Source organism: Pseudomonas sp. P179 (genome assembly GCF_000478485.2).
Lineage (GTDB): Bacteria > Pseudomonadota > Gammaproteobacteria > Pseudomonadales > Pseudomonadaceae > Pseudomonas > Pseudomonas aeruginosa.
The window spans coordinates 4840469-4866372 of sequence record NZ_KI517354.1; the positions used below are offsets into that span (position 1 = coordinate 4840469).

21 protein-coding genes are annotated in these 25904 nt (G+C 67.2%); 12 read left to right on the forward strand and 9 right to left on the reverse strand.

From position 1 onward, the window contains the following. Positions 1-162 precede the first annotated feature (162 nt). The 5 genes from HMPREF1224_RS34540 to pdxJ are packed head-to-tail and all read left to right on the forward strand — an operon-like array spanning position 163 to position 3637. A complete protein-coding gene (locus HMPREF1224_RS34540; protein ID WP_003085562.1) occupies positions 163-540 on the forward strand; it encodes a DUF4845 domain-containing protein in 378 nt (125 codons plus the stop codon). Beyond that, positions 537-1226, forward strand: coding sequence for a ribonuclease III (rnc, locus tag HMPREF1224_RS34545; protein WP_003085565.1), 690 nt, complete (start codon positions 537-539; stop codon positions 1224-1226). Before HMPREF1224_RS34540 ends, rnc begins: the two co-directional genes overlap by 4 nt. Next, positions 1219-2136: a GTPase Era gene (gene era / locus HMPREF1224_RS34550; protein WP_010793857.1), complete on the forward strand. Its 918-nt coding sequence runs from the start codon at positions 1219-1221 to the stop codon at positions 2134-2136. The genes rnc and era overlap by 8 nt, the downstream gene beginning before the upstream one ends. Positions 2137-2196: 60 nt before the next feature. Next, a complete protein-coding gene (gene recO, locus HMPREF1224_RS34555; RefSeq protein WP_003085569.1) occupies positions 2197-2898 on the forward strand; it encodes a DNA repair protein RecO in 702 nt (233 codons plus the stop codon). Continuing rightward, a complete protein-coding gene (gene pdxJ, locus HMPREF1224_RS34560; protein WP_010793858.1) occupies positions 2891-3637 on the forward strand; it encodes a pyridoxine 5'-phosphate synthase in 747 nt (248 codons plus the stop codon). Before recO ends, pdxJ begins: the two co-directional genes overlap by 8 nt. A 90-nt stretch (positions 3638-3727) precedes the next feature. Here the strand turns inward: pdxJ and cmoB are convergent, their stop codons facing one another. The 6 genes from cmoB to lon all read right to left on the reverse strand — a co-directional run bounded on the left by cmoB (position 3728) and on the right by lon (position 10007). After that, positions 3728-4696, reverse strand: coding sequence for a tRNA 5-methoxyuridine(34)/uridine 5-oxyacetic acid(34) synthase CmoB (gene cmoB / locus HMPREF1224_RS34565; RefSeq protein ID WP_003085573.1), 969 nt, complete (start codon positions 4694-4696; stop codon positions 3728-3730). Next, positions 4693-5433: a carboxy-S-adenosyl-L-methionine synthase CmoA gene (gene cmoA, locus HMPREF1224_RS34570; protein ID WP_003123029.1), complete on the reverse strand. Its 741-nt coding sequence runs from the start codon at positions 5431-5433 to the stop codon at positions 4693-4695. The genes cmoB and cmoA overlap by 4 nt, the downstream gene beginning before the upstream one ends. 104 nt (positions 5434-5537) lie before the next feature. After that, entirely contained in the window at positions 5538-6110 is a 573-nt protein-coding gene (locus HMPREF1224_RS34575; RefSeq protein WP_003085577.1) for a hypothetical protein, read from the reverse strand. Between the two features lie 131 nt (positions 6111-6241). Beyond that, positions 6242-6994 (reverse strand): substrate-binding periplasmic protein, encoded by a 753-nt coding sequence (locus HMPREF1224_RS34580; protein WP_010793859.1) that lies wholly within the window; start codon positions 6992-6994, stop codon positions 6242-6244. A gap of 98 nt (positions 6995-7092) precedes the next feature. After that, positions 7093-7497, reverse strand: a complete 405-nt coding sequence (locus tag HMPREF1224_RS34585; RefSeq protein ID WP_010793860.1) for a protease inhibitor I42 family protein — start codon at positions 7495-7497, stop codon at positions 7093-7095. Between the two features lie 110 nt (positions 7498-7607). After that, entirely contained in the window at positions 7608-10007 is a 2400-nt protein-coding gene (gene lon, locus HMPREF1224_RS34590; RefSeq protein ID WP_003101982.1) for an endopeptidase La, read from the reverse strand. A 190-nt stretch (positions 10008-10197) separates the two neighbouring features. Between lon and HMPREF1224_RS34595 the strand changes: the two genes are divergently transcribed. Then, positions 10198-10950: an AraC family transcriptional regulator gene (locus tag HMPREF1224_RS34595; RefSeq protein ID WP_003085585.1), complete on the forward strand. Its 753-nt coding sequence runs from the start codon at positions 10198-10200 to the stop codon at positions 10948-10950. Between the two features lie 120 nt (positions 10951-11070). On the opposite strand, the gene HMPREF1224_RS34600 is transcribed toward HMPREF1224_RS34595, so the two are convergent. Then, a complete protein-coding gene (locus HMPREF1224_RS34600) occupies positions 11071-13134 on the reverse strand; it encodes a TonB-dependent receptor (RefSeq protein ID WP_010793861.1) in 2064 nt (687 codons plus the stop codon). A gap of 463 nt (positions 13135-13597) precedes the next feature. Here HMPREF1224_RS34600 and putA point away from each other — a divergent pair, with 463 nt between their 5' ends. Then, entirely contained in the window at positions 13598-16780 is a 3183-nt protein-coding gene (putA, locus tag HMPREF1224_RS34605; RefSeq protein WP_003085590.1) for a bifunctional proline dehydrogenase/L-glutamate gamma-semialdehyde dehydrogenase PutA, read from the forward strand. A 311-nt stretch (positions 16781-17091) separates the two neighbouring features. Continuing rightward, entirely contained in the window at positions 17092-18612 is a 1521-nt protein-coding gene (gene putP / locus HMPREF1224_RS34610) for a sodium/proline symporter PutP (RefSeq protein WP_003103073.1), read from the forward strand. 144 nt (positions 18613-18756) lie between these two features. Here putP and HMPREF1224_RS34615 read toward each other — a convergent pair whose 3' ends face one another. Then, positions 18757-19686: a LysR substrate-binding domain-containing protein gene (locus HMPREF1224_RS34615; protein ID WP_003123025.1), complete on the reverse strand. Its 930-nt coding sequence runs from the start codon at positions 19684-19686 to the stop codon at positions 18757-18759. 126 nt (positions 19687-19812) lie between these two features. On the opposite strand from HMPREF1224_RS34615, the gene azoR1 reads away from it, so the two are divergent. The 3 genes from azoR1 to HMPREF1224_RS34630 are packed head-to-tail and all read left to right on the forward strand — an operon-like array spanning position 19813 to position 21985. After that, positions 19813-20451 carry an FMN-dependent NADH-azoreductase AzoR1 gene (azoR1, locus tag HMPREF1224_RS34620; protein ID WP_010793862.1) on the forward strand — a complete coding sequence of 213 codons (639 nt, stop codon included), beginning with the start codon at positions 19813-19815 and terminating at the stop codon, positions 20449-20451. A gap of 9 nt (positions 20452-20460) precedes the next feature. Next, complete coding sequence (locus HMPREF1224_RS34625) at positions 20461-20766, forward strand: DMT family transporter (protein WP_003103070.1); 306 nt, start codon at positions 20461-20463, stop codon at positions 20764-20766. 55 nt (positions 20767-20821) lie between these two features. Beyond that, positions 20822-21985 carry an AAA family ATPase gene (locus HMPREF1224_RS34630; protein ID WP_010793863.1) on the forward strand — a complete coding sequence of 388 codons (1164 nt, stop codon included), beginning with the start codon at positions 20822-20824 and terminating at the stop codon, positions 21983-21985. Between the two features lie 4 nt (positions 21986-21989). On the opposite strand, the gene HMPREF1224_RS34635 is transcribed toward HMPREF1224_RS34630, so the two are convergent. After that, a complete protein-coding gene (locus HMPREF1224_RS34635; protein ID WP_031628512.1) occupies positions 21990-25115 on the reverse strand; it encodes a transglycosylase domain-containing protein in 3126 nt (1041 codons plus the stop codon). Positions 25116-25269: 154 nt separating this feature from the next. On the opposite strand from HMPREF1224_RS34635, the gene HMPREF1224_RS34640 reads away from it, so the two are divergent. Continuing rightward, the gene (locus HMPREF1224_RS34640) at positions 25270-25479 is read left to right on the forward strand and encodes a hypothetical protein (protein ID WP_009875978.1); all 210 of its coding nucleotides are present in this window, start codon (positions 25270-25272) and stop codon (positions 25477-25479) included. Positions 25480-25904 lie beyond the last annotated feature (425 nt).

A 25904-nucleotide genomic window follows, 5' to 3' on the forward strand; every position in this document is an offset into this window, starting at 1 on the left:
CGCAGGTTCGCCACGCGGAAGGGCGCTCCTGCTGAATAATCGCGAAGCGGGGCTGCTCCCGAGGGCAGCCCCGCTTTCACTTCCGCGAACGCCGCCGCAGGGCCCTGCCCGATGGCGTTACCGCTCGCTGGACGGAATAACTACACTGACATGAGGTCCGACATGAGGTTCGCGCGTTCGCAGAAGGGGATGTCCCTGCTGGGGTGGCTGGTGGTGCTGGGCGTGGTGGCGTTCTTCGCCAGCGCCGCGTTCAAGATCATCCCGCACTACATGGATTACTACTCGCTGGAGAAGGTGATCACTTCCGTGGAGACCGACAAGGCGGCCGAGGTGCGTTCCGTGCCGGAGTTCTACAGCTACGTCGGCAAGGGGATGCAGATCAACGGCATCCGCAACCTGGACCTGGAGAAGGCCCTGGAGGTGCAACTGGAAGACAACCAATTCCGGGCGCACCTGAAATATGAAAAACGCGAGCCACTGATCAGCAACATCGACCTGGTGGTCCACTTCGACAAAGAATTCCGTGTACGCATGCCGTGAGTAATTCGCTGGACCGACTCGAGCGCAAGCTCGGCTATACCTTCAAAGACCGGGACCTCATGGTCCTGGCCCTGACCCATCGCAGCTACGCCGGGCGCAACAACGAGCGCCTGGAGTTCCTCGGTGACGCCATTCTCAACTTCGTCATCGGCGAGGCGCTGTTCCACCACTTCCCGCAGGCTCGCGAAGGCCAGCTTTCGCGCCTGCGCGCGCGACTGGTCAAGGGCGAGACCCTGGCCCTGCTGGCGCGCGGCTTCGAGGTGGGCGACTACCTGCGGCTGGGCTCGGGCGAGCTGAAGAGCGGCGGGTTCCGCCGCGAGTCGATCCTCGCCGATGCGATGGAAGCCCTGATCGGCGCCATCTACCTGGATACCGGCATGGACTCCGCGCGCGAGCGGATCATCGCCTGGCTCGGACCGCAACTGCGCGAGCTGACCCCGGTGGACACCAACAAGGACCCCAAGACCCGCCTGCAGGAGTTCCTGCAGTCGCGTGGCTGCGACCTGCCGCGCTACGAGGTGGTGGATATCCAGGGCGAACCCCATTGCCGGACCTTCTTCGTCGATTGCGAAGTGGCCCTGCTGAGCGACAAGACCCACGGGCACGGCGGCAGCCGCCGCATCGCCGAGCAGGTGGCCGCGGCCGCCGCGCTGGTGGCCCTGGGCGTGGAGAATGGCCATGACTGACATGCACGACGACATCCCCGCCGGCAGCCGTTGCGGCTACGTGGCGATCGTGGGCCGCCCCAACGTGGGCAAGTCCACCCTGCTCAACCACATCCTCGGGCAGAAGCTGGCGATCACCTCGCGCAAGCCGCAGACCACCCGCCACAACATGCTCGGGATCAAGACCGAGGGCGAGGTGCAGGCCGTCTACGTCGATACGCCCGGCCTGCACAAGAGCGGCGAGAAGGCCCTCAACCGCTACATGAACCGTACCGCCAGCGCGGCATTGAAGGATGTCGACGTGGTGATCTTCGTGGTCGACCGCACCCGCTGGACCGAAGAGGACCAGATGGTCCTGGAGCGCGTGCAGTACGTCAGTTGCCCGGTGCTGATCGCGGTGAACAAGACCGACCGCATCGAGGAGAAGGCCGACCTGCTGCCGCACCTCGAATGGCTCACCCAGCAGTTGCCGAAGGCCGAGATAGTACCGATCTCGGCGCAGCACGGGACCAACCTGGACGTGCTGGAGAAGCTGGTCGCCGAGCGTCTGCCGGAAAGCGAGCACTTCTTCCCCGAAGACCAGATCACCGACCGCAGCAGCCGCTTCCTGGCCGCCGAGCTGGTCCGCGAGAAGATCATGCGCCAGCTCGGCGCCGAGCTGCCCTACCAGATCACCGTGGAGATCGAGGAGTTCAAGCAGGAAGGTCGCATCCTGCATATCCATGCGCTGATCCTGGTGGAGCGCGAGGGGCAGAAGAAGATCATCATCGGCGACAAGGGCGAGCGGATCAAAAGCATCGGCCAGAACGCGCGCAAGGACATGGAAGTGCTGTTCGACTCCAAGGTCATGCTCAACCTCTGGGTCAAGGTCAAGGGCGGCTGGTCCGACGACGAGCGTGCCCTGCGCTCGCTGGGCTACGGCGACCTCTGACCGTTCCCGGCAGCCCGGCGCCAGCCGGGCGCCATTCCTCTCGCGCCCGGTCGACCCGCCATGTCCTTCGCCGCCGCCCAAGCCACCTACGTGCTGCATAGCCGGCCGTACAAGGAAACCAGCGCCCTGGTGGACTTCTTCACCCCGCTGGGTCGCCTGCGCGCGGTCCTGCGCGGCGCCCGCGGCAAGGCCGGCGCCCTGGCGCGGCCATTCGTGCCGCTGGAAGCGGAGTGGCGCGGGCGCGGCGAACTGAAGACCGTGGCCCGCCTGGAAAGCGCCGGTATTCCCAACCTGCTCAATGGCCAGGCGCTGTTCAGCGGTCTCTACCTCAACGAGCTGTTGATCCGCCTGTTGCCGGCGGAAGACCCGCAGCCGGAAATTTTCGCCCACTACGCCGCGACCCTGCCGCTGCTGGCGGCGGGGCGACCCATCGAACCGCTGCTGCGCGCGTTCGAATGGCGCCTGCTGGAGCAACTGGGCTATGGTTTCGCTCTCGATGTCGACATCGATGGGCGCCCGATCGAGCCGCAGGCGTTGTACCAGCTTTTGCCAGAGGCCGGCCTGGAGCCGGTGGCGCAGCTGCAACCCGGGCTGTTCCAGGGCTCCGAACTGTTATCCATGGCCGACGCCGACTGGAGCGCCCCCGGCGCCCTGGCGGCGGCCAAGCGCCTGATGCGCCAGGCGCTCGCTCCCCATCTGGGCGGCCGGCCGCTGGTCAGCCGCGAGCTGTTCATGAACCGTAAGGAGTCACCCCGTGACTGAAGCCATTCGAATTCTGCTCGGCGTGAACATCGATCACGTCGCCACCCTGCGCCAGGCCCGGGGCACCCGCTATCCGGACCCGGTGAAGGCCGCCCTGGACGCCGAGGAAGCCGGCGCCGACGGTATCACCGTGCACCTGCGCGAGGACCGCCGGCATATCCAGGAACGCGACGTGCGGGTGCTCAAGGAAGTGCTGCAGACGCGGATGAACTTCGAGATGGGGGTCACCGAGGAAATGCTCGCCTTCGCCGAGGAGATCCGGCCGGCGCATAGCTGCCTGGTCCCCGAGCGCCGCGAGGAACTGACCACCGAGGGCGGCCTCGACGTCGCCGGCCAGGAACAGCGCATCCGCGACGCGGTACGACGCCTGGCTGCGGTGGGCAGCGAAGTGTCGCTGTTCATCGATCCCGATCCGCGGCAGATCGAGGCCTCCGCCCGGGTCGGCGCGCCGGCTATCGAACTGCATACCGGTCGCTACGCCGACGCCGAAGACCCCGAGGAGCAGGCCCGCGAGCTGCAGCGGGTACGCGAGGGCGTGGCCCTCGGGCGTTCCCTCGGCCTGATCGTCAACGCCGGGCATGGCCTGCACTACCACAATGTCGAGCCGGTCGCGGCCATCGACGGCATCAACGAGCTGAACATCGGCCACGCCATCGTCGCCCACGCCCTGTTCGTCGGCTTCAGGCAGGCGGTGGCTGAGATGAAAGCGCTGATGCTGGCCGCGGCGACCAAGCGCTGAGGCAATCGCGCCCCGCTTGCCGTCGACCTGTGGGGCGGATGAAAGCATGAAAAAAAGCCCATCCGAGGATGGGCTTTTCCCTATCCGCTGTCAGGGCTTGCGCGCCACCAGCGTGGCGCGCATCGGTGCCGGCAGGCCTTCGACGGTTCGCGAACGGTCCTGCGGATCGAGGAATTCCGGCAGCGACTGGAAACGCATCCATTCGGTGGAGCGTTGTTCTTCGACGCTGGTCAGGCTGACGTCGACGCAGCGCGCGTCGGCGAACCCGGCGCGGCGCAGCCAGAGCTCCAGGGCTGCCACCGAGGGCAGGAACCAGACGTTGCGCATCTGCGCGTAGCGGTCCTCGGGCACCAGCACGGTGCTGGCGTCGCCTTCCACCACCAGGGTCTCCAGGACCAGTTCGCCGCCGCGCTTCAGGCAGTCCTTGAGCGCCAGCAGGTGGTCGATGGGCGAGCGACGGTGATAGAGCACACCCATGGAGAACACCGTGTCGAAGCCTTCGAGCTTCTCCGGCAGGTCTTCCAGGGCCAGCGGCAGGTGCCAGGCCGGCAGCTCCGGCAGGTAGCGCTTGGCGGCGAGGAACTGGCAGAGGAACAGCCAGTTCGGATCGACCCCGACCACGCTTTCCGCGCCGGCGCCGAGCATGCGCCACTGGTAGTAGCCGTTGCCGCAGCCGACGTCGAGGACGCGTTTGCCACGCAGTTCGACATGTGGCGAGACACGCTCCCATTTCCAGTCGGAACGCCATTCGGTATCGACCTGTACGCCGAAGAAGTCGAACGGCCCCTTGCGCCAGGGAATCAGCCCTTGCAGCGCTTCCTTCACCTGCGCTTGCAGCGCCGCATCGTGGTCGCTGTGCAGGGCGAAGCGCTGGGCCAGTTCGACCTTCGGCGCGGGCACCTGGGGCAGGCGCTGGACCGCGCTCCACCAACGGGCCAGGTCGCCGTGGCCTTCCTCGATGCGCGCGGCGATCTGCGCGGGCAGGCTGGTCGCCCAGCCGTACAGCGGCGAGCCGGCGAGGTGTCGCTGGAGGGCGTCGAGGGCGAGGTGCTGGATCATGGCAGGGCGATCATCGAGGCGAAGTTGAGACACTGGAACCATTGGCTGACCCGGCTGAAGCCGGCGGCCAGGAGCCGTTCACGGTGTTCCTCGAAGGTGTCGGGGAGCATGACGTTTTCCAGCGCGCTGCGCTTCTGCGCGATCTCCAGCTCGCTGTAGCCGTTGGCACGCTTGAAGGCGATGTGCAGGTCGGTGAGCAGCGCGTGCTCCTGCGCATCGGCGAAGCGCAGTTTCTCCGAGAGGATCAGCGCGCCGCCGGGCAGCAGTGCCTGGCGGATCCTGCGCAGCAGGCCGAGGCGCTGGTCGGGGGCGACGAACTGCAGGGTGAAGTTCATCGCCACCAGCGAGGTGGGTTGCAGGTCCAGGGCGAGAATGTCGGCCTCGATCAGCTCGACCGGCAGCAGCTCCTGGTACATGGCGTCCTGGGCATGCAGGTATTCACTGCAGCGCTCGATCATCGCGTGCGAGTTGTCCACCCCGATCACCCGGCAGCCGTCGTTGCGGACGTGGCGGCGCAGCGACTGGGTGACCGCGCCGAGCGAGCAGCCGAGGTCGTAGAGCACGCTGTTCGGCTGGGCGAACTGCGCGCCGAGTACGCCGATGTTCTCGACGATGGTGGGGTAGCCCGGCACGGAGCGCTTGATCATGTCGGGGAACACGCGCACCACGTCTTCGTTGAATACGAAGTCGGCGACACGTTGCTGGGGTTGGGCAAACAGGCGATCGGACTCGCTCACGCGGGTGACCTCGGGCATCACGGCTTTTCAGGGGGCCGAATTGTAGCCGAGGGACGAGCGTCGCCCAACTGCGCGGCGACGATTCACCCATGCGCGCAGGCGAATCACCTGAGCTTGTCGGAGAAGTACTCTCCCGCGCCCTGCAGCGGACCCAGCGGGTTCTTCTTGTCTTCCAGGCGATGGATGTTCGGTTCGCCGTTGCTGACCTTGTGCACCAGCACGTCGTTGACGAAGACGAACACTGCCTTGAACGACCAGCCCTGCAACTCCCGTTTCTTGCGGAAGTTGAACACGTCCGCCCAGAAGCTGCCGACCCGCTGGGTGTCGGTCTTGCTGAAATCGAAGGCGTAGCCGATGCAACGGTCCTTCGCTTCCAGGCATTGCACCAGGCCGCCCGGCAGGTAATCGATGGGGATGTTCGGCTGGATGAACATGAGCCGCACGTCGATGAACGACAGCATGCGGCCGTTGCCCTGGGTCAATGGATCGAAACCCAGCCCGAACAGCTGCGAACGGGTCGTGCTGCCGGGTTGCGCCTGGGAATAGCGCAGTTCGGCATCGAGGTAGTCGACGAAGGGGGATTGGACTTCCGCTCGTTCGCTGGGCAGCAGGCTGCCGCAGGAGGAAACGAAGACAGTGGATGCCCAGAGCAGTGAGTAACGAAGAGCGGTGCCCATGACGCGCCTCCTTTCGGTGCCGTCGTAGATTGAGTAATAGACGACGCCAAAAAGGCCTGCCGGAATTTATTCAATCGGCTGAAAGCAGCGTGGTTGCTGGGCTGGCGGCGGATTTCCGGCGGCCCGGAAAGTCATTCGAAAGAAAGCCTATAGCGCTCGCCGAGGACCTTCAGGGTGCCTTCGCGACGCAGTTGGCGCAGCCCTTCGTCGAGTTCCGCGAGACGCGCGTCGACCTCCGGCAGGTGCGGGCTGAGGCCGACGTGCAGCGGCTGCCGCCCGGGCAGTTCGCCGGCGCGGCGGACCTGTCCGGCGAGCTGCGGATGATGCTCCAGGTAGTGCTCGATGATGTCGCGGTCTTCCAATAGCACGTCGATGCGGCCGAGCAGCAGTTTCTGCAGGTTGCGCGGCAGCACGCGCTCGCCGCCGAGGACCTGCAGGTGCAGGTCGTCGTCGCCGGCCTGGCTGCGCCAGGCTTCGAAGCGCGGATTGTTCACGTAGCCCTGGGCGAGGCCCAGGCGCTGGCCGAGCAGGGATGCATCGCCGGAGTAGCGCCAGTCGCTGTCGTGGCGGGTGTAGAAGGCCAGCCCGACCCAGCCGATGGGCTCGCTGCCGACCCGCAGGCCGTCGAGTCCATAGGCGCCGACCAGGCCGTCGCGATGGCCGTCGCGGACCATCTGCACGGCGCGCGGCCAGGGCAGGCTGTCGAAGTGCGGTGGCTCCCGAAGGACCTGGCTGAGCGCCTCGACCAGGTAGCCGGGCCGCTGCGGCGTGCCAGGGCACAGGTAGGGGCAGCCGTCGTCGCCTGCGAAGCGCAACGGTTCGGCCAGCGTGAGCAGCGGAGCGGCGCAGGACAGGGCGAGCAGGACGAAGGAGGCGCGGAGCATGGAGTCCTCGGGGCGACGGGGCCTGTCAGGATAGGCCAGGTCGCCACGGCGCAGGACGTCGGTCTTCGTACAGAATGTGTCCGCCGGGGGCAGCGGTTTCAGCGCACCTGGATCGCGCAGGAAAAGCTTTCCGCCGGTTCCGCGTCCTTTTCCCAGGGCCGCCGGTAGACCAGTTCCAGGCGGTCTTCGCCGCTGGCGGCGACGCGGAAGCGCCAGGTCGATTCGCCGCCGCTGCCAACCAGGCCGCTGTCTTCTTCGGAATTGCTGTAGACCTCCGGGCCAAGGCGCTTGAGCACACTGGCGGCGGGGTTGCGCAGTTCCCAGCGGAAGCCGGTGGTGGGATTGCTCGGCAGGGTCAGCACCAGTTCCTGGCCTTGCGTCAGCTTCAGCGGCGAACAGTCGTCGGCGTCGTCCAGGGTGACCACCGGCTTCTGTTGCCCGGCGCAGCCGGCCAGGACCACGATGGACAATGGCAGCAGCAGACGGGAGGGGGAAAAGGACATGCAGCGCTCCTCGGCTCGAATGGAAAGGGCGCCAGCATAAACCCTGCTGGCGCCCGAGTGCCAAGGTTGGCGCGGCGGACGGCTGAACCGGTCGGCCATCCGCCGCCGGCTCAGGCCGGGAACAGCACCTTGGCCACGTCGCCGTAGCGCTTGGCGAAATGCACGGTCAGCCCTTCCCTGAGATAGTCGGGCAACTCTTCGAAGTGGCCGCGGTTGGCTTCCGGCAGGATCAGCTCGAAGATCTTCTGCCGGCGCGCGGCGATCACCTTCTCGCGGACCCCGCCGATGGGCAGGACCTGGCCGGTCAGGGTCAGTTCGCCGGTCATCGCCACGCCTTTCTTCGGCACCTGGTTGCGCGCCAGGGAGAGCAGGGCGCTGGCCATGGTGACGCCGGCGCTGGGACCGTCCTTGGGCGTGGCACCTTCCGGCACGTGCAGGTGGACGAACGCCTGGTCGAAGAAGGTCGGGTCGCCGCCATACTTCTTCAGGTGCGAGCCGATGTAGCTATAGGCGATCTCGGCGGATTCCTTCATCACGTCGCCGAGCTGGCCGGTGAGCTTGAAGCCACGGTTCAGCGTGTGGATGCGGGTCGCCTCGATCGGCAGGGTGGCGCCGCCCATGCTGGTCCAGGCCAGCCCGGTGATCACGCCGATCCCGGAAAGCACCTGCTCGCTGCGGAACACCGGCATGCCGAGGTAGTCCTCGAGGTCCCTGGGACCGATCTTCACCTTCGACTCGGGATCCTCCAGCAGTTTGACCACCGACTTGCGCACCAGCTTGCCGAGCTGTTTCTCCAACTGGCGCACCCCGGCTTCCCGCGCATAGCCCTCGATCACCGCGCGCAGCGCGGCATCGCTGATGCTCAGGCGGCCCTTGGGTACGCCGGCCTTTTCCAACTGCTTGGGCCACAGGTGGCGCTTGGCGATGGCCAGTTTTTCCTCGGAGATGTAGCCGGACAGGCGGATCACTTCCATCCGGTCGAGGAGCGGTCCGGGGATCGAGTCGAGGGTGTTGGCGGTGCAGACGAACAGCACCTTGGACAGGTCCAGGCGCAGGTCCAGGTAGTGGTCGAGGAATTCGACGTTCTGCTCCGGGTCGAGGGTTTCCAGCAGCGCCGAGGCCGGGTCGCCCTGGTAGCTGGCGCCGAGCTTGTCGATCTCGTCGAGCATGATCACCGGGTTCATCACCTCGACTTCCTTCAACGCCTGCACCAGCTTGCCGGGCAGGGCGCCGATGTAGGTGCGGCGGTGGCCCTTGATCTCCGCCTCGTCGCGCATGCCGCCGACGCTGAAACGGTAGAACGGCCGGCCGAGGCTCTCGGCGATGGATTTGCCGATGCTGGTCTTGCCCACTCCCGGCGGGCCGACCAGGAGCACGATGGAGCCGGCGATCTCGCCCTTGAAACTACCCACGGCGAGGAACTCGAGGATGCGATCCTTGATGTCGTCGAGGCCCGCGTGATGCTTGTCGAGGACCTTGCGCGCATGCTTGAGGTCGAGCTTGTCCTTGCCGTACACGCCCCAGGGCAGGGCTGTGGCCCAGTCCAGGTAGTTGCGGGTGACGGCGTACTCGGGCGAGCCGCTCTCGAGGATCGACAGCTTGTTCAGCTCTTCGTCGATACGCTTGCGCGCCTGCTCGGGCAGCACCTTGCCTTCCAGGCGGGCGCGGAATTCGTCGGCGTCGGCGCTCTTGTCGTCCTTGGTGATGCCCAGCTCCTGCTGGATGATCTTCAACTGTTCCTTGAGGAAGAATTCGCGCTGGTGTTCGCCGATCTTGCGGTTGACCTCGGCGGACAGTTCCTTCTGCAGGCGCGCGACTTCCACTTCCTTGCGCAGCAGCGGCAAGACCTTCTCCATCCGCTTGAGGATCGGCACGGTGTCCAGCACTTCCTGCAGTTCGCCGCCGGGCGCGGTGGTCAGGGCCGCGGCGAAGTCGGTGAGTGGCGACGGGTCGTTGGGACTGAAGCGGTTCAGGTAGTTCTTCAGTTCCTCGCTGTACAGCGGATTGAGCGGCAGCAGCTCCTTGATCGCGTTGATCAGGGCCATGCCGTAGGCCTTCACTTCGTCACTGGGATCGATCGGGGTCTTCGGATAGTCCACCTCCACCATGAACGGCGGACGATGGCGCTTGATCCAGCCCCGGATACGCACCCGCGACAGGCCCTGGGCGACGAACTGCAGCTTGCCGCCCTCGCGCGAGGCATGGTGCACCCGGACCAGCGTGCCGTGCTCGGGCAGGCTGTTGACGTCGAAGTGGCGCGGGTCTTCCGGAGGATTGTCCATGAAGAACAGGGCCAGCGAATGGTGGTCGGTCTTGGCCACCAGTTCGAGGGTTTCCGCCCAGGGTTCTTCGTTGACGATCACCGGCAGCACCTGCGCCGGGAAGAACGGGCGGTTGTGGATCGGGATCACGTAGAGGGTGGTCGGCAGGGTCTGGCCGGGCAGCACCAGGCCGGTGCCGGCGGGCTGCGCGTCGCTGATGTGTTCGGGATTAACGTCCTGGTCGCTCATGAGGCACCTGACTGGCTGAAACATGAGAGTCTAGATGGGGCCCCGGGGGCGGGTTTCAATCCCTGTCCGTTCAAGGATGTTGCCGAAGGTTTCCACGCAGCACGCGGTACGCGGGTACCACTTGCGGCAAGGTGCTGGGCAGCGTCGGGCAAGTCGAGTAGAGTGCGCAAAAATTGAGCAGTTGCCGTTCATGTTCGACACCCGCCTCATCCGTCTGCCCGACCAGTCGCACACCCACGCCCACGAGCATCACCAACTGGTGATGTCGCTGGCCGGGCGCGCCGAATTCGAGGTCAACGGCTGTGGCGGGGAAGTCTGCCGGATGCGCGCCTGCCTGGTGCCGGGCGAGGCGGGCCACGTGTTCGCCGGGGTGGGCGACAACCGCATGCTGATCATCGACCTGGGCGAGGACAACCCGACCCCGGAAGACCCCGACCTGCTCGCGCGCCTGTTCGAGGCGCCGCGCTACCCGACCCTGGACGCCGACTTCCAGAACCTGCTCAGCTACGCCGGCGCCGAACTGGCCCGCTACGGCAGCGACCCGCTGCTGACCCGTGCCCTCGGCGGAGTGCTGATCCGCGCCCTGCACCTGCGCCTGTTCGGCGAGCAGCAGCCCCTGGCGGCCAGCGGGCCGCTCGACCTGGAGCGCCTGGACGCGCATATCGTGCGGAACCTGGCGCGGCGCATCACGGTCGCCGAACTGGCCCAGGTCGCCTGTCTCAGCCCGAGCCATTTCCACGCGCAGTTCAAGGACAGCGTCGGCCTGACCCCGCACCAGTACCTGCTCAAGGTCCGCCTCGACTGCGCCGCGCGGTTGCTGCGGGAAAGCCGCCTGCCTCTGGTGCGGATCGCCGAGGAATGCGGCTTCTCCAGCCAGAGCGCGCTGACCACGGCGATGCGCCGCTACCTGGGGCTGACGCCGAAGTCGCTGCGCAAGGGCTGAGCGCCATCCGCCACCTTCGGCGGATAACCGCAGGCGGTTATTCGCCCTACCGGGAGTGGTGTAGGACGGATAACGGCGCGGACGTCATCCGCCGAGCGAATTCGTCCCGCACGGCCTGTCTCAGAACGCCACCTTCACCCCCGCCTCGATGCCGCGTCCCGCCGCCGGCACCCGGTCGCGCAGGATCGAACTGGCGTAGCGCACGGTCTGGTTGGTCAGGTTGGTGCCCTTGACGAAGGCCAGCCAGCGGCTCTCGCCGAGGTCGAAGTTGTAGCCGAGGCTGGCGCCGAGGGTGGTGTAGCCGTCGGTGGAGAGTTCTTCCTCCGGCACGCGGTGCTGCGAGGCGGCGTGTTCGACGTCGACCCGCGCCTGCCACTGCTGCAACTCCCAGATCAGCGCGGTGTTCAGGCGCAGCGGGGCGATGCGTGGCAGCGGTTCGCCGGTGTCCTTGTTCTTGGCGCGGGTGTAGTCCCCGGAGAGTTCCAGGTCGAAGTTGCCGTACGGGCTTTCCAGCAGGTGGATGCGGTCCTGCGCCTCGACGCCGTAGAAGTCCGCGCGAACGCCGCTGTAGAGGTATTCCGGCAGCGCCTCGTCATCGCCGGCGGCGACCACTTCGCCTTCCTCGTTGCGATGGCGACCGCTGGCGAGCAGGCCGATGTAGTTGGAGAAGCGGCTGTAGAACACCCCGACGCTGCCCTTGTGCACGCCGTTGTCGAAGCGCAGGGCGAGGTCGGTGGAGACCGCCTTTTCCTTGTCCGCGTCGGCATCGCCTACCTCGTAGGTGCCGGTGGCGGCGTGCGGACCGTTGGCGTACAGCTCGTAGAAGGTCGGGGCGCGCTCGGTGTAGCTGAGGGTGGCGGCCAGCGACCAGATCGGCGTCAGCTTGTACACCGCGCCGGTGGACAGGCTGCCGGTGGTGAAGCTCTGCGAACCGTCGTTCTCGGCGAAGCGCTCGTTGCCCTTGGCGTCGGGGTCCACGCGGGTGTGCTCCAGGCGGGCGCCGAAGCTGAGGTCGAGGCGGTCGCTGAGCTTCCATTCCTCCAGGGCGAACAGCGCGGCGCTGTCGGTTTCCGTGTGCGGCACGAAGGCTTCCTCGCCGAGGGCGGAGAAGCGGCTGTTGGCGAACTGCGCGCCGACCACCCCGTTCAGCGGGCCGAGCGGGCGGTGGCGGGCCTCGATGCGGCCTTCGTAGCCTTCGTTCTTGAAGGTGGTGCCGGTCTCGCTGTCCTCGATTTCCTTGTGCTCGTACTTGGTATAGGCGGCGTCCAGCTTCAGCGAGGTGAACGGGCCTTCGAGGTCGCGGATCTCGGAGGCGAAGGCGTAGCGGTCCTGCTGCATCTTCAGGCGCACGTCGTCCTCGGCCGGCGAGCCATAGTTGCTGTCGTAGCCGCTGTAGGAGAGGCCGGCGTAACCGTGCTCCCAGTGATAGGAGCCACCGACGGCGCCGCCGTCCTGGCGGCCGTCGCTGTTCTGCACCCGATGCTTGCCGGTGTCGCCGTCGATCTGCCGCTGGCGGCTGGAATGGGCGTAGCCGGGAATCCTGACGTCGTTGAACTCGCGGCTGGCGGCGTCCACGTGCAGGGCGAAGTTGCCGTCGCCGGCCTCCAGTGCGCCGGAGCGGCTACGGGTGGTGTCGGCGCCGCCGTAGCGCAGTTCGCCGCTGCCGTGGATGCCGTCGACGGGTTCGCTGGGGATGCGGTTGTCGAAGCTGTTCACCACCCCGCCGATGGCATTGCCGCCGTAGAGCAGGGCGGCCGGGCCGCGTACCACTTCCAGGCGCTCGACGCTGTTGGGGTCTTCCGGCACCGCGTGGTCGTAGGACAGCGACGAGGCGTCGAGCGCACCGATGCCGTTGCGCAGCAGGCGGATGCGATCACCGTCCATGCCGCGGATCACCGGTCGGCTGGCGCCCGGTCCGAAGTAGGTGGAGGACACCCCGGGCAGGCCGTTGAGGGTTTCGCCGAGGCTGCCTTTCTGTCGCAGGGTCAGCTCGTCGCCTTCGAGCACGCTGCTGGGCGTGGCGGGAGATTCGTTGCCCAGCGGGTTGGCGGTGATCACCTGGGAGGGCAATTCGCTGGGGCGGCCGTCGGCGCCGAGCGTTTCCCCCGAAACAATCAGGCAGGCCAGCGCCAGTGGCGTGAGAGGCCAGAGCGGACGGGAAGGGAAAAGGCCGGAAGAGGACATTGCGGGCTCCATGGTCATGGGTCGGACTTTTTTCAGGCCAAAGCGAACCCAGGCCCTTCCCGGAGGAAGGGCGACGGGGTCGGATCGGCGTATTTATTGGGATGTTATATTATTTCTTTTTGTGTCGGTAGACCCGCGTAGCCACTCTGCATGGCGTCGTGCCGACGTGCAGCGGCAATGTCCGCATGCCTGCCGGCGAAGAGGAACGGGAAAGTTCCGCAGCCAGGAGTTTTCCGCAAAAACTCCAGAGTCTTTCGCAAGAATCGCCCCTCTCGCAGCCACTACATTCCGCTATCCGCTGGTGCCTCGCGCCGGCGGAATGGGCCTGACCCATACTGATCCGTATTCCCGCGCCACAGGACGTGCCGCGCCGCCGGCACAACCCGCCGGCGGCGGTGCCCCGGGCAATGGACGCCTGGACGGACTTCTTTCAATAACAATGGCTCCACAAGAGGAGGGCGTGATGTTCAAAGCCAGTCACGTCTTGCAGGGCGAGGACCAGACCCGGTCCGCAGCCGAATTCTTCCCTGTCATCAGCGCCAACTACGCGGTCGACGAGGAAGCCTACCTGGGCGAACTGCTGCAGCTCGCCGACCCCGGTCCCGACGGCATCGAGGCTATCCGCCGCAACGCCCGCGCACTGATCGAAACCGTGCGCAGCCGGGACAACGCCGTCGATACCCTCGACGCACTCCTGCGCCAATACAGCCTGGACACCCAGGAAGGCCTGATGCTGATGTGTCTGGCCGAGGCGCTGTTGCGTGTGCCTGACGCGGCGACCGCCGACGCGCTGATCCGCGACAAGCTGTCCGCCGCCGACTGGCAGCGCCATCTCGGCCAGAGCGACAACGTTCTGGTCAATTTCGCCGCCTGGGGCCTGGTGATGACCGGCAAGGTGGTGAACATCGACGAACGCACCGACGGCCGCGCCCCGAGCGTCATCAGCCGGCTGGTGCAGCGCTCCGGCGAACCGGTGATCCGCGCCGCGATGAACCAGGCGATGAAGCTGATGGGCAAGCAGTTCGTGCTTGGCCGGACCATCTCCGAAGCGCTGAAGAACGGTCGTCCATGCCGCGAGCAGGGCTACACCTATTCCTTCGACATGCTCGGCGAGGCCGCGCTGACCGCCGCCGACGCCGAGAAATACATGGCCGACTACCGCCAGGCCATCGACACCGTCGGCGCCGAGCCGCAGGTCGGTCCGGGGCCGCGGCCGTCGATCTCGATCAAGCTCTCGGCGCTGCATCCGCGCTACGAAGTGGCGCAGCGCGAGCGGGTGCTCAGCGAGCTGTTCGCCAATGTCCTGGAACTGGCGGTGCGCGCGCGCAAGCTGAACGTCGGCATCACCATCGACGCCGAGGAAGCCGATCGCCTGGAGCTGTCCCTCGAACTCTACGAGAAGCTGATGCGCGACCCGGCCATCGCCGGCTGGGGCGAGTTCGGCCTGGTCATCCAGGCCTACTCCAAGCGCTGCCTGCCGGTGCTGGTATGGCTGACCCTGCTCGGCCGCGAGCTTGGCGCACGCATCCCGCTGCGCCTGGTGAAGGGTGCCTACTGGGACAGCGAGATCAAGCAGTGCCAGGTGCAGGGCGCCGATGGCTACCCCGTCTACACCCGCAAGGAAGGCACCGACACTTCCTACCTGGCCTGCGCCCGCTACCTGCTCAGCGAGCACACCCGCGGGGTGATCTACCCGCAGTTCGCCAGCCACAACGCCCACACCGTGACCGCCATCCTCGCCCTGGCCGACGAAGCCAGGGCCGCCGGCGGCGAGGAGCGCGACTTCGAGTTCCAGCGCCTGCACGGCATGGGCGACGCGCTGTACGACACGGTGATCGAGAAGTACCGCCGCAACGTGCGCATCTACGCCCCGGTCGGCGCGCACAAGGACCTGCTGCCGTACCTGGTCCGGCGCCTGCTGGAGAACGGCGCCAACTCTTCCTTCGTGCACAAGCTGGTGGACCCGCGCGTGCCGGTGGAGACGCTGATCCAGCACCCGGTTACCCAACTGCGCCAGTTCAAGACGCTGGCCAACGACCGTATCCCTCTGCCCCAGGCGATCTTCGGCGCCGGGCGGAAAAACTCCCAGGGCATCAACATGAACATCCAGAACCAGTGGAACGAGCTGGAGCTCGCCTACAAGCCGCACCTGACCCGCCAGTGGCAAGCCGCGCCGATCGTCAACGGCGAGAAGCTCTCCGGCCCGGCCCACGAAGTGCGTTGCCCGTACGACCTGGAGAGGCTGGTCGGCAGCGTCCAGTACGCGTCCGCCGAGCAGGCCGGCAAGGCCCTCGACGTGTTGCAGGCGGCCTGGCCGCGCTGGAGCGCCACCCCGGTGGACGAGCGTGCCGGCATCCTCGAGCGTCTCGCCGACCTGCTGGAAGCCCAGCGCGGCGAGCTGATGGCGCTGTGCACCCTGGAAGCCGGCAAGTCGTTGCAGGACGGTATCGACGAGATCCGCGAGGCGGTCGACTTCTGCCGCTACTACGCCCAGCAGGCCCGCCAGCGCCTGGTCCGCGAGGAACTGCGCGGCCCGACCGGCGAGCGCAACGAGCTGTTCTACGAAGGCCGCGGCATCTTCGCCTGCGTCAGCCCGTGGAACTTCCCGCTGGCGATCTTCCTCGGCCAGATCAGCGCCGCGCTGGTGGCCGGCAACACTGTGCTGGCCAAGCCGGCCGAGCAGACCAGCCTGATCGCCGCGCGCACCGTCGAACTGATGTTCGAAGCAGGCCTGCCGAAGGACGTTATCGCCCTGCTGCCGGGCGACGGCGCCACCCTCGGCGGCGTGTTCTGCCGTGACGCGCGGGTCGCCGGGGTGGCCTTCACCGGCTCCACCGACACCGCCCGCATCATCAACCGCCAACTGGCCGAGAAGCCCGGCGCCATCGCCACCCTGATCGCCGAGACCGGCGGGCAGAACGCGATGATCGTCGATTCCACCGCTTTGCCGGAACAGGTGATCAAGGATGCGGTACAATCCGCGTTCACCAGCGCCGGCCAGCGCTGCTCCGCGCTGCGCGTGATGTACGTGCAGCAGGACATCGCCGAGCGGGTGATCGAGTTGCTCAAGGGCGCCATGGCCGAGCTGAAGGTCGGCCCGACCGACGTGCGCGTCAGCGACGTCGGCCCGGTGATCGACGCCGAGGCCAAGGCCGGCCTGGAGCAGCACATCGCCGCGCTGAAGGCCGCCGGCAAGCTGATCGCCGAGACCAAGGTGCCGGGCAACCTGAACGGTCACTTCGTCGCTCCCGTCGCGTTCGAGATCAGCGGCATCGACGAGCTGAAGAAAGAGAACTTCGGCCCGGTGCTGCACGTGGTGCGTTATGCCGCGCAGGACCTGGAAAAGGTCGTGCAGGCGATCAACGCCACCGGTTTCGGCCTGACCATGGGGGTCCATAGCCGCAACGAGGAAACCGCCCGTCGCATCGAAGAGCTGGCGCGGGTCGGCAACCTCTACATCAACCGCAACCAGATCGGCGCGGTGGTGGGCGTGCAACCGTTCGGCGGCCACGGCCTGTCCGGCACCGGTCCCAAGGCCGGCGGGCCGAACTACCTGCTGCGTTTCGTCAGCGAGCGCACCACGTCGGTGAACACCACCGCGGTGGGCGGCAACGCGTCGCTGCTGTCGCTGGCCGACGCCGAGTGATACTCCGTTCCCGGGCGCCTTGGCGCCCGGGTCGGTTTCCGGGGTTCGCCGCAGCGAACGCCGAGGGAAATGACCGCCGTTCCGGTGCGTGCCCGGAACGGACCATAAAGGACGATTTTCCCTGCCCGACAGGGGAGGGATCGTGAGGCGTGGGCCTGTTCGGACTCGTTTGAGGCCACCCACGTTTCCGGCTTGCTCCGGCAAGCGCTCACGGAGTGACGCCACAAGCGCCATTCTGCCAACCAAGGGCCCGCTACCCGTTGCTTGCACACGCAAGGGCCCGGATAAAAACAAGCAATAGGGGAGTCCCTATGAGTGTCAATACGCCCACGCTGATCACCTTCGTGATCTACATCGCGGCCATGGTCCTGATCGGCCTGGCGGCATATCGCTCCACCAACAACTTCTCCGACTACATCCTCGGTGGCCGCAGCCTCGGCAGCTTCGTCACGGCGCTGTCCGCCGGCGCCTCCGACATGAGCGGCTGGCTGCTGATGGGCCTGCCCGGCGCGGTGTACCTGTCGGGCCTGTCCGAAAGCTGGATCGCCATCGGCCTGATCGTCGGCGCCTACCTCAACTGGCTGTTCGTCGCCGGCCGCCTGCGGGTGCAGACCGAGCACAACGGCAACGCGCTGACCCTGCCCGACTACTTCACCAACCGCTTCGAGGACAACAGCCGCCTGCTGCGGATCTTCTCGGCCCTGGTGATCCTGGTGTTCTTCACCATCTACTGCGCTTCCGGCATCGTCGCCGGTGCGCGCCTGTTCGAGAGCACCTTCGGCCTCTCCTACGAGACCGCGCTGTGGGCCGGCGCCGCGGCGACCATCGCCTACACCTTCATCGGTGGCTTCCTCGCGGTGAGCTGGACCGACACCGTGCAGGCCTCGCTGATGATCTTCGCGCTGATCCTCACCCCGGTGATCGTGATGCTCGCCACCGGCGGCGTCGAGCCGACCTTCACCGCCATCGAGCTGAAGGACGCGACCAGCTTCGACATGCTCAAGGGCGCCTCCTTCATCGGCGTGATCTCGCTGATGGCCTGGGGCCTGGGCTACTTCGGCCAGCCGCACATCCTGGCGCGCTTCATGGCCGCCGACTCGGTGAAATCGATCCCGGCCGCGCGCCGCATCTCCATGACCTGGATGATCCTCTGCCTCGGTGGCGCCGTGGCCGTGGGCTTCTTCGGCATCGCCTACTTCCAGGCGCATCCGGAGCAGGCCGGCGCGGTCAGCGAGAACCCCGAGCGGGTATTCATCGAGCTGGCCAAGATCCTGTTCAACCCGTGGATCGCCGGCGTGTTGCTGTCCGCCATCCTCGCCGCGGTCATGAGCACCCTGAGCTGCCAGCTGCTGGTCTGCTCCTCGGCGCTCACCGAGGACTTCTACAAGGCCTTCCTGCGCAAGGGCGCCAGCCAGCTGGAACTGGTCTGGGTCGGTCGCGCCATGGTGCTGCTGGTGGCGGTGATCGCCATCTGGCTGGCCTCCAACCCGGAAAACCGCGTGCTCGGCCTGGTGTCCTATGCCTGGGCCGGCTTCGGCGCCGCCTTCGGCCCGCTGGTGCTGTTCTCCCTGCTGTGGAAGCGGATGACCCGCAACGGCGCGCTGGCCGGCATGATCGTCGGCGCGGCGACGGTGATCCTGTGGAAGAACCTGTTGGGCTGGACCGGCCTGTACGAGATCATCCCCGGCTTCCTCTTCGCCAGCGTCGCCATCGTCGTCTTCAGCCTGCTCGGCAAGGCGCCTTCGACGAGCATGCTCAAGCGCTTCGACGATGCGGAGCAGGAGTACCGCGAGGCGCACCAGGGTTCCGCCGCTCCGGTAACCCAGCGCTGATCGAGCCTGCGGGCGGGTAAAGCGCCCGCGCATGGAGACGGCCCGCCCCGCAAGGTGCGGGCCGTCGTTTTGTCCGGCGGCTGCTGCGCCTGGCCGCGCAGGACGGATAACGGCAGCCGCGTTGTCCCTGTCCCGCCGCGCCGCTCAGGCGTCCCGCTCCAGCCGGCAAGCGTGCCCCGACTGTCGTGCCTCCAGCCTCAGCCATTCGAAGAATGCCTTCACCGGCGGATGACGTTCCCGTCCGGGCACGCATAGCGCGCTGTAGCCGGCGCCGTCGACACTGATATCCGCTCTGTAGGGTTGCAGCAGGCCGCTGGCGACGCTTTCCGAAACCAGGATCGAACTGGCCAGCACCAGTCCCTGGCCGGCGATGGCCGCCTGCAGGGCATAGTGCTCCTCGTCGTACTGGCGGATCACCGGCTGGCCCTCCATCCAGTCTTCGCCGGCCTGCGCGCACCAGGCCTCCCAGCCGTGGGCGTAGAGCCTGGAGTTGTGCCAGCGCACGCTGATCAGGGTCGGCTGCCGTTCTGCGGCCAGGGCGACCTGGGCCGGCGAGCCGTAGACCGCGAAGCATTCGTCGAACAGGCAGAGACCGTAGAAGTTCGGATGGTCGTCGAGGCTGTAGCGGATCACCAGGTCGATGCTGGCGTCCTGGTGCAGGTCGAGGACTTCGCAGTTGGTGTCCAGGCGCAGGTTGATCTGCGGGTGCGCGGCGTAGAAGCGGCCGAGACGCGGCACCAGCCAGAGGGCGGCGAAGGCCGGGGTGGTGGAGACCGTCAGGTTGCCTACGCTGCGCTGTGGACGCAGCGTGTCGACGCTCTGCGAAATTTCCAGCAGGGCCCCGTGCAGGCTGCGGAACAGCCGTTCGCCGCAGTCGGTCAGGCGCACTTTCCGTGGCAGGCGCTGGAACAGCGGAACGCCGAGCCAGGCTTCCAGCGAACGGATCTGGTGGGAAACCGCGGTTGGCGTTACCGCAAGCTCCTCGGCGGCGGCCTTGAAGCTCGACTGGCGGGCCGCCGATTCGAAGGTGCGCAACGCGGTCAGCGGCAGGGAAGCGAACATTGGAATCTCCATGGGTGAACTGAATTCACCCTGAACAACTATTGCTCATTTGTCGGGAACCCCCGCTGCCAATAATTTATGGCTCCAGGAGAAGGGCCTTGAGGCCATTCGAGTCTAGCCGAATCCAAGGAGATACAGATGAGTAGAATTCTTGCAGTGCATGCCAGTCCGCGAGGCGAGCGCTCGCAGTCCCGGCGTCTCGCCGAGGTTTTCCTGGCGGCCTATCGCGAAGCCCATCCGCAGGCCCGCGTGGCTCGCCGCGAAGTCGGCCGGGTACCGCTTCCGGCGGTCACCGAGGCCTTCGTCGCCGCCGCCTTCCATCCCCAGCCGGAACAGCGTTCGCTGGCGATGCAGGCCGACCTGGCGCTGAGCGACCAACTGGTCGGCGAACTGCTCGACAGCGACCTGCTGGTGATCTCCACGCCGATGTACAACTTCAGCGTGCCCAGCGGCCTGAAGGCCTGGATCGACCAGATCGTGCGCCTCGGGGTGACCTTCGATTTCGTCCTCGACAATGGCGTCGCCCAGTACCGGCCGCTGCTGCGTGGCAAGCGTGCGCTGATCGTCACCAGTCGCGGTGGCCATGGCTTCGGCCCGGGCGGCGAGAACCAGGCGATGAACCACGCCGATCCCTGGTTGCGCACCGCGCTGGGTTTCATCGGCATCGACGAGGTCACGGTGGTCGCGGCGGAAGGCGAGGAATCCGGCGGCAGGTCCTTCGAGGACTCCTGCGCCGAGGCGGAACAGCGCCTGCTGGCGCTGGCGCGGTCGGCCTGAGGAGCCGCCATGGCCTGGTTCCATCTGCTGGTGGCGGCGGCCTTCGAGGTCGCCTTCGCCATGGGCATGAAGTTCTCCAACGGCTTCGGCAGACTCTGGCCGTCGCTGCTGACGGTGGTCGCGGCGATCGGCGGGATCTATTTCCTGACCCTGGCGCTGCGCGAGTTGCCGGTCAGCGTCGCCTATCCGATCTGGACCGCGATCGGCTCGCTGGGCACGGTGTTCCTCGGCGTCCTGCTGCTTGGCGAGAGCCTGACGGCGGTGAAGCTGGTTTCTGTCGGGTTGATCGTCGCCGGGGTAGCCGGGCTCAAGTAAGCGATGCGGCATTTGGCCTACAATCGGCCGCGTTTCCGTTCCTTCGAGAGCAGCCATGCTGACCACCCTGGCGGTGTCCAACTACCGCACCCTGCGCGACCTGGTGATGCCGCTGCGGCGCCTGAACCTGATCACCGGCGCCAACGGCGCCGGCAAGTCCAACGTCTACCGGGCCTTGCGCCTGCTGGCGGACAGTGCGCGCGGCGAAGTGGTCCCGTCGCTGGCGCGCGAGGGCGGCCTGCCATCGACCCTGTGGGCGGGACCGGAGGACATCAGCCGGGCCATGCGCAGTGGCGCCCAGCCGATCGAAGGCAGCGTGCGCCGGCAGTCGGTGAACCTGCGCCTGGGCTTCGCCGGGGAGGATTTCGGTTATTGCATCGACCTCGGCCTGCCGGAGCCAAGCCAGAGCAAGTTCGGTCTCGACCCGGTGATCAAGCGCGAATGCATCTGGGCCGGCCCGTTCCTGCGCCCGGCCAATGTCCTCGTCGACCGTCGCGGGCCGTTGTTGCGCGCACGCGGCGGCGGCGGTCGCTGGGAAGTGGCGGCGCAGCACCTCGCCACCTTCGACAGCATGCTGGGCGCGGCGGTGGACCCGCGACAGGTGCCGGAACTGCTCGGCCTGCGCGAGCGGATCCGCTCCTGGCGCTTCTACGACCATTTCCGCAGCGACGCCGAGGCGCCGGCGCGGTGTCCGCAGATCGGCACCCATACACCGGTGCTGGGCGCCGACGGCGCCGACCTGGCCGCGGCCCTGCAGACCATCCGCGAGATCGGCGATGCGGCGGCGCTGGACGAGGCGGTGGACGATGCCTTTCCCGGCAGCCGCCTGCACATCGACAACCCGGGAGGGCGCTTCGAAGTGCTGATCGAGCAGCCCGGCCTGCTGCGGCCGCTGCGCACCGCGGAGCTGTCGGACGGCACCCTGCGCTACCTGCTGTGGATCGCCGCCCTGTTGTCGCCGCGGCCGCCGGCGCTGCTGGTGCTCAACGAACCGGAAACCAGCCTGCATCCCGACCTGCTGCCGGCCCTCGGGCGCCTGGTCGGCCAGGCCGCGCAGCACTCCCAGGTGCTGGTGGTGTCGCACGCCGCGCGGCTTGTCGCGACGCTCGAAGAGCACCCGGAATGCCATTCGCTGGGGCTGGAGAAGGACTTCGGCGAGACCCGCATCCAGGGGCTGCGCGAGCTGGACCGACCGGCCTGGTACTGGCCGGTGCGCTGAACCGCTACAGGCGGCCGATCTGTTGCGGCGACAACGGTACCTGGCAGCGGGTGGCGGTGCGTGGGTCGAGGTAGTCCCTGAGGAGCGGTGCCATGCCCTTGAGTACCTGCACTGGCAGGGCCGAGGTGAACTTGAACTGGCTCGACTCGCTGCCGTCGACGTAGGCGGTGAGGGTACCGAAGTGCCGTGGGCCGATGTAGAAGACGAAAGTGGCGGTGCGGTTCAGTGCCTTCGAACTGCGCACGTGGCCGCCGGCGCTGAAGGTCTGCAGGCGGTTGTCGCCGGTGCCGGTCTTGCCGCCCATCACCAGTGGCGCGCCGTCCGGACGGCTGAAGGTGCCTTGCAGGCGCCGCGCGGTGCCGGCGTCGACCACCTGGGACAGCGCGTTGCGCAGGGTCGTGGCGACCTCCGAGGTCATCACCCGCTGGCCGAGGGTGGCTTCCGGGGCGAAGCGCGTCTCGTAGGGCGTACCCAGGGCGAAGTCGAGGTGCTCCAGGCGCAGGGTCGGCATGCGCACGCCATCGTTGACGATGATCCCCATCAGTTCGGCCAGCGCCGCCGGGCGGTCGCCGGAGCTGCCCAGGGCGGTGGCGTAGGAGGGCACCAGGTGATCGAAGGGATAGCCGAGTTTCTTCCATTGCTGGTGCAGGTCGAGGAAGGCCTCCACCTCCAGCAGGATGCGGATGCGCTTGTCGCGGGCGTTCTTGTGCCGCGACTTGAACAGCCAGCCGTAGACCTCCTTGCGCTCGGCGCCGCTGGCCGCCACCGCCTCGCCGAAGGTCGCCTGCGGCTGCTTCTGCAGATAGCCGAGCAGCCATAGCTCCAGCGGGTGCACGCGGGCGACGTAGCCCTGGTCGTTGAGGTTGAACTTGCCCGGGCCGTAGCGCTCGTACAGCTCGGCGGCGCGCTTGTCGGTCAGGCTGCCGCGGGGCAGGCGTTCGCGGAGGAAGGCGCTGAAGCTCGCCAGGTCTGCCTGTGGCTGCAGGTAGCGGTGGATCGCGGCCAGCCGCACCGGCCAGGGACGCAGGCCGTCGAGGAAGGTCTCCAGGCGCTGGTTGGCGTCCTTGTCGCGGTACTTGACCCAGAAGCGGCGCAGGTAGACCTGGCTTTCCTTGTCGACGAAACGGTCGAGGTAGTCGGCGCGGCGCGGGTCCTTGTCGTCGGCCAGCAACTGCACCTTGCTCCCGGCGTTCTGGTAGATATCGTGGCGGATCAGGTCGCGCAGCAGGCGCACGAAGGGCAGGTTGATCGATTCGCGCAGGGCTTCCAGCAGCATCGGCCGGCGGCCGTTGTCTTCCTTGCGGAAGTTGTTGAAGGTGTGCAGCCCGCCGCCGGTGAAGAAGCTCTCGTAGGGGCTGGCCGAATAGCGCCGTTCCATGGCCGCCTGGAGCATCGCGGAAAGATCGCGGTCGCGGCTGGCGACCAGGTAGTCGATGCCCCAGCGGAGGATGAAATCGAGCGGCTCCACTTCCACCTTGCGCAGCTCGGCGACGCTCATGCCGCCATAGTCGCGGTGGATCTGCGCGACGGTCTCCAGGTAGCTGGCCAGCACCCGTAGCTTGGCGGTGGAGCCCAACTCCAGCTTGCTGCCTTCGTTGATGTCGAAGGGCTGGTCGGTGTTGTCGGTCTGCACCCGCACCTGGTTGCCGCTCGGCGTACGTTCGAACAGGGTGAAGCTGTAGCGTACCGAGCGGGTCGAGGTCGGGGTCAGCAGGCGTTCGCCGATCAGCCCGAGCTGGGCGGCGTAGTCCGGGTCGGCGAGTTTCTGCAAGTAGGCGGTGACGCTTTCCTGCAACTCGTGCTGGAGGGTGGTATTGGCCCGCAGGTCGAGACGGTCGAGGTCGTACAGTGGCACGCCGAGCATCCCGGCCAGGCGGGTGCGAGCCAGGGTCACGCCCTTGTTGGTCGGCAGCGGTTGCACCGTCGGCTGGCTGCGTGGGTCGCGGAACGCCAGCTTCTGCGCCAGCGCCGCATCGCGTAACGGCGCCTCGATGACGCCGGCCTGGGTCAGGACCCGCAGGTGGCTGTCGGTCATCCGGTCCAGCTCGTCGCGGCCGCGCGGCGCCAGATAGAAGGAAGGCCGGCGGTGGGCGATCATCAGCGCCAGCACCTGGCGCAGGGCCAGGCCCTGGGCGGCCAGTCCGGCCTTGCCGTCGAGTGCCTCGCCGACCTGCCGGTAGTCGGCGCCGTACCAGACCCACAGGCCATCGGCCAGGCCGGTGACCTCGCCGTAGCCCGGCGCCGCCGACAGCGGCACCGAGTTGAGGTAGGTGAGCACGATGTCCTGGCGCGCGGCGAAGTTGGCCGGGCCTTCGCGATAGCTGCGTACGCTGGCCGAGAGCATCTGCCGCAGCTTGTCGCCGATGCTGCCGGTGCGCCCTTCGGCAGAGTGGCGGTATTTCTCGATCTGGGTCGCCAGGGTGCTGCCGCCGGAGGAGTGCGCGCTGAAGCCGAGCATCTTGCCGACCTGCGACAGCGCCGCCTGGGTGAAGCGACCCCAGTCCACCGCCGGGTTGAGGTAGGGGCGTTCGTGATCGAGCAGGTCGCGGTTCTCGATGAACAGCAGGCTCTGCACCACCAGCGGCGGCAGGCTGGCGAAGTTCGCGTAGCGCCGTTGCGGATAGCGGAAGTCGTAGATCGGCACGCCGCGGCAATCGGCGATGTCCAGCCCGGCCTGGGCCTTTTCCGCGTAGGGCGGGAACAGCCGGTGTTCGGCGTAGCGCATCAGTGCCGGGGAGAAGTGCGCCTGGCGGGTGATGGCGTAGTCGCGGTCGTACAGGCGCTGCATGAACGAAGGCAGCAACTGGTAGCCGAGGCGGCGGTCGAAGGGGCCGTCCGCCGGGAACAGGATGGCCTCGCTGGGACCCTGGCGCACCTCGTAGTCCAGGGTCGCGGCATAGCGTGCCAGCTCGCGTGCCTGCTGCCGCGAGGTGTGCGCTTCGTGAAGTACCACGATGCCCACCGCGGCGAGGATCGGCAAGGCGAAGCCGATCAGCATCAGGCGTTGGCGGAGACGGCTTTTTCGAGGAGAAGCGGAGGCAGGGAGACTGCAGGGTTGCAGCTCGGAAGGGTCGTTCGTGGATCGTTCTGATGCACCCATGCTCGCACCGCCTGTAGCTGCGCAATTCATCCGCACCTGGGGGGAAGTCTAGTTGTCCCGCTGCAACCCTGCTGTCATTCGTGCAAGGAAAATCTCCCCGGTGGCAATCGGACGACCGAGGATTGGAGCGGCGTGGCGCAGGGGTTAGAGTGTCTGTCTGAGTTCCTTGTGTTTCGGGTCCGGAATGTCGATGCGCACACTTTTTCCCCTTCTCGTCGGTGTCGTCCTGGCGGGTTTCTCCGGCCTCGCGGCGCAGGCCGCGCCGGCGCCCTTCTACAAATGGCAGAGCAAGCTCGACGGCCAGGTCGCCTGCATGCAGACCTCGCCGGGAGACGGCTGGGTCAGGCTCGACGGCCCCTACCGCGATCTCCGCTGCCGCGAACCCCTGCGCTGACCCCATGCAGCGCAGCCGGCTGCTCGAGCGCAGCTGGCGCCTGCAAGGCCAGCGCGAAACCGTCCACTCCCGGCTCGGCCGGCCGCTGTCCCTGCTGCCGCGCGCGCGGCCCAGGGAGTGAATCCATTCAGCGTTGGCGGTCCTTACGCCTTTGGTCCAGTTGCCCCATCGCGGGGCATGACGGCCTTGAAATCTTGTGTAAAACTCCGGCCCGACCTCAGTTGTAGTCGACTCCCGCAATGCCCACGTTCGCTCCACGAGAGCGGACAGCCTCTTCCGGTGTGCAGTCCTGGAACCTATGACGCCCCGTCGTCGCCCGCTGTGCGGTATCGCGCAGGGGCCGCGCCGTTGGTGAAATCCGCTTCCCTACCCCGACCGCACGAGCGAGTCCGCAACTGATCTATCTCAATAACAAAATGAGGTTG

What these genes read in the sequence shown, in the direction of transcription:
- HMPREF1224_RS34540 (WP_003085562.1), top strand. Translation starts at nt 163, where the DNA reads ATGAGGTTCGCGCGTTCGCAGAAGGGGATGTCCCTGCTGGGGTGGCTG.
- era (WP_010793857.1), top strand. Translation starts at nt 1,219, where the DNA reads ATGACTGACATGCACGACGACATCCCCGCCGGCAGCCGTTGCGGCTAC.
- HMPREF1224_RS34630 (WP_010793863.1), top strand. Translation starts at nt 20,822, where the DNA reads ATGCTGACCACCCTGGCGGTGTCCAACTACCGCACCCTGCGCGACCTG.
- HMPREF1224_RS34595 (WP_003085585.1), top strand. Translation starts at nt 10,198, where the DNA reads ATGTTCGACACCCGCCTCATCCGTCTGCCCGACCAGTCGCACACCCAC.
- lon (WP_003101982.1), bottom strand. Translation starts at nt 10,007, where the DNA reads ATGAGCGACCAGGACGTTAATCCCGAACACATCAGCGACGCGCAGCCC.
- HMPREF1224_RS34600 (WP_010793861.1), bottom strand. Translation starts at nt 13,134, where the DNA reads ATGTCCTCTTCCGGCCTTTTCCCTTCCCGTCCGCTCTGGCCTCTCACG.
- HMPREF1224_RS34635 (WP_031628512.1), bottom strand. Translation starts at nt 25,115, where the DNA reads ATGAATTGCGCAGCTACAGGCGGTGCGAGCATGGGTGCATCAGAACGA.
- HMPREF1224_RS34585 (WP_010793860.1), bottom strand. Translation starts at nt 7,497, where the DNA reads ATGTCCTTTTCCCCCTCCCGTCTGCTGCTGCCATTGTCCATCGTGGTC.
- cmoB (WP_003085573.1), bottom strand. Translation starts at nt 4,696, where the DNA reads ATGATCCAGCACCTCGCCCTCGACGCCCTCCAGCGACACCTCGCCGGC.
- azoR1 (WP_010793862.1), top strand. Translation starts at nt 19,813, where the DNA reads ATGAGTAGAATTCTTGCAGTGCATGCCAGTCCGCGAGGCGAGCGCTCG.
- HMPREF1224_RS34580 (WP_010793859.1), bottom strand. Translation starts at nt 6,994, where the DNA reads ATGCTCCGCGCCTCCTTCGTCCTGCTCGCCCTGTCCTGCGCCGCTCCG.
- recO (WP_003085569.1), top strand. Translation starts at nt 2,197, where the DNA reads ATGTCCTTCGCCGCCGCCCAAGCCACCTACGTGCTGCATAGCCGGCCG.
- HMPREF1224_RS34575 (WP_003085577.1), bottom strand. Translation starts at nt 6,110, where the DNA reads ATGGGCACCGCTCTTCGTTACTCACTGCTCTGGGCATCCACTGTCTTC.
- HMPREF1224_RS34625 (WP_003103070.1), top strand. Translation starts at nt 20,461, where the DNA reads ATGGCCTGGTTCCATCTGCTGGTGGCGGCGGCCTTCGAGGTCGCCTTC.
- putP (WP_003103073.1), top strand. Translation starts at nt 17,092, where the DNA reads ATGAGTGTCAATACGCCCACGCTGATCACCTTCGTGATCTACATCGCG.
- putA (WP_003085590.1), top strand. Translation starts at nt 13,598, where the DNA reads ATGTTCAAAGCCAGTCACGTCTTGCAGGGCGAGGACCAGACCCGGTCC.
- HMPREF1224_RS34615 (WP_003123025.1), bottom strand. Translation starts at nt 19,686, where the DNA reads ATGGAGATTCCAATGTTCGCTTCCCTGCCGCTGACCGCGTTGCGCACC.
- HMPREF1224_RS34640 (WP_009875978.1), top strand. Translation starts at nt 25,270, where the DNA reads ATGTCGATGCGCACACTTTTTCCCCTTCTCGTCGGTGTCGTCCTGGCG.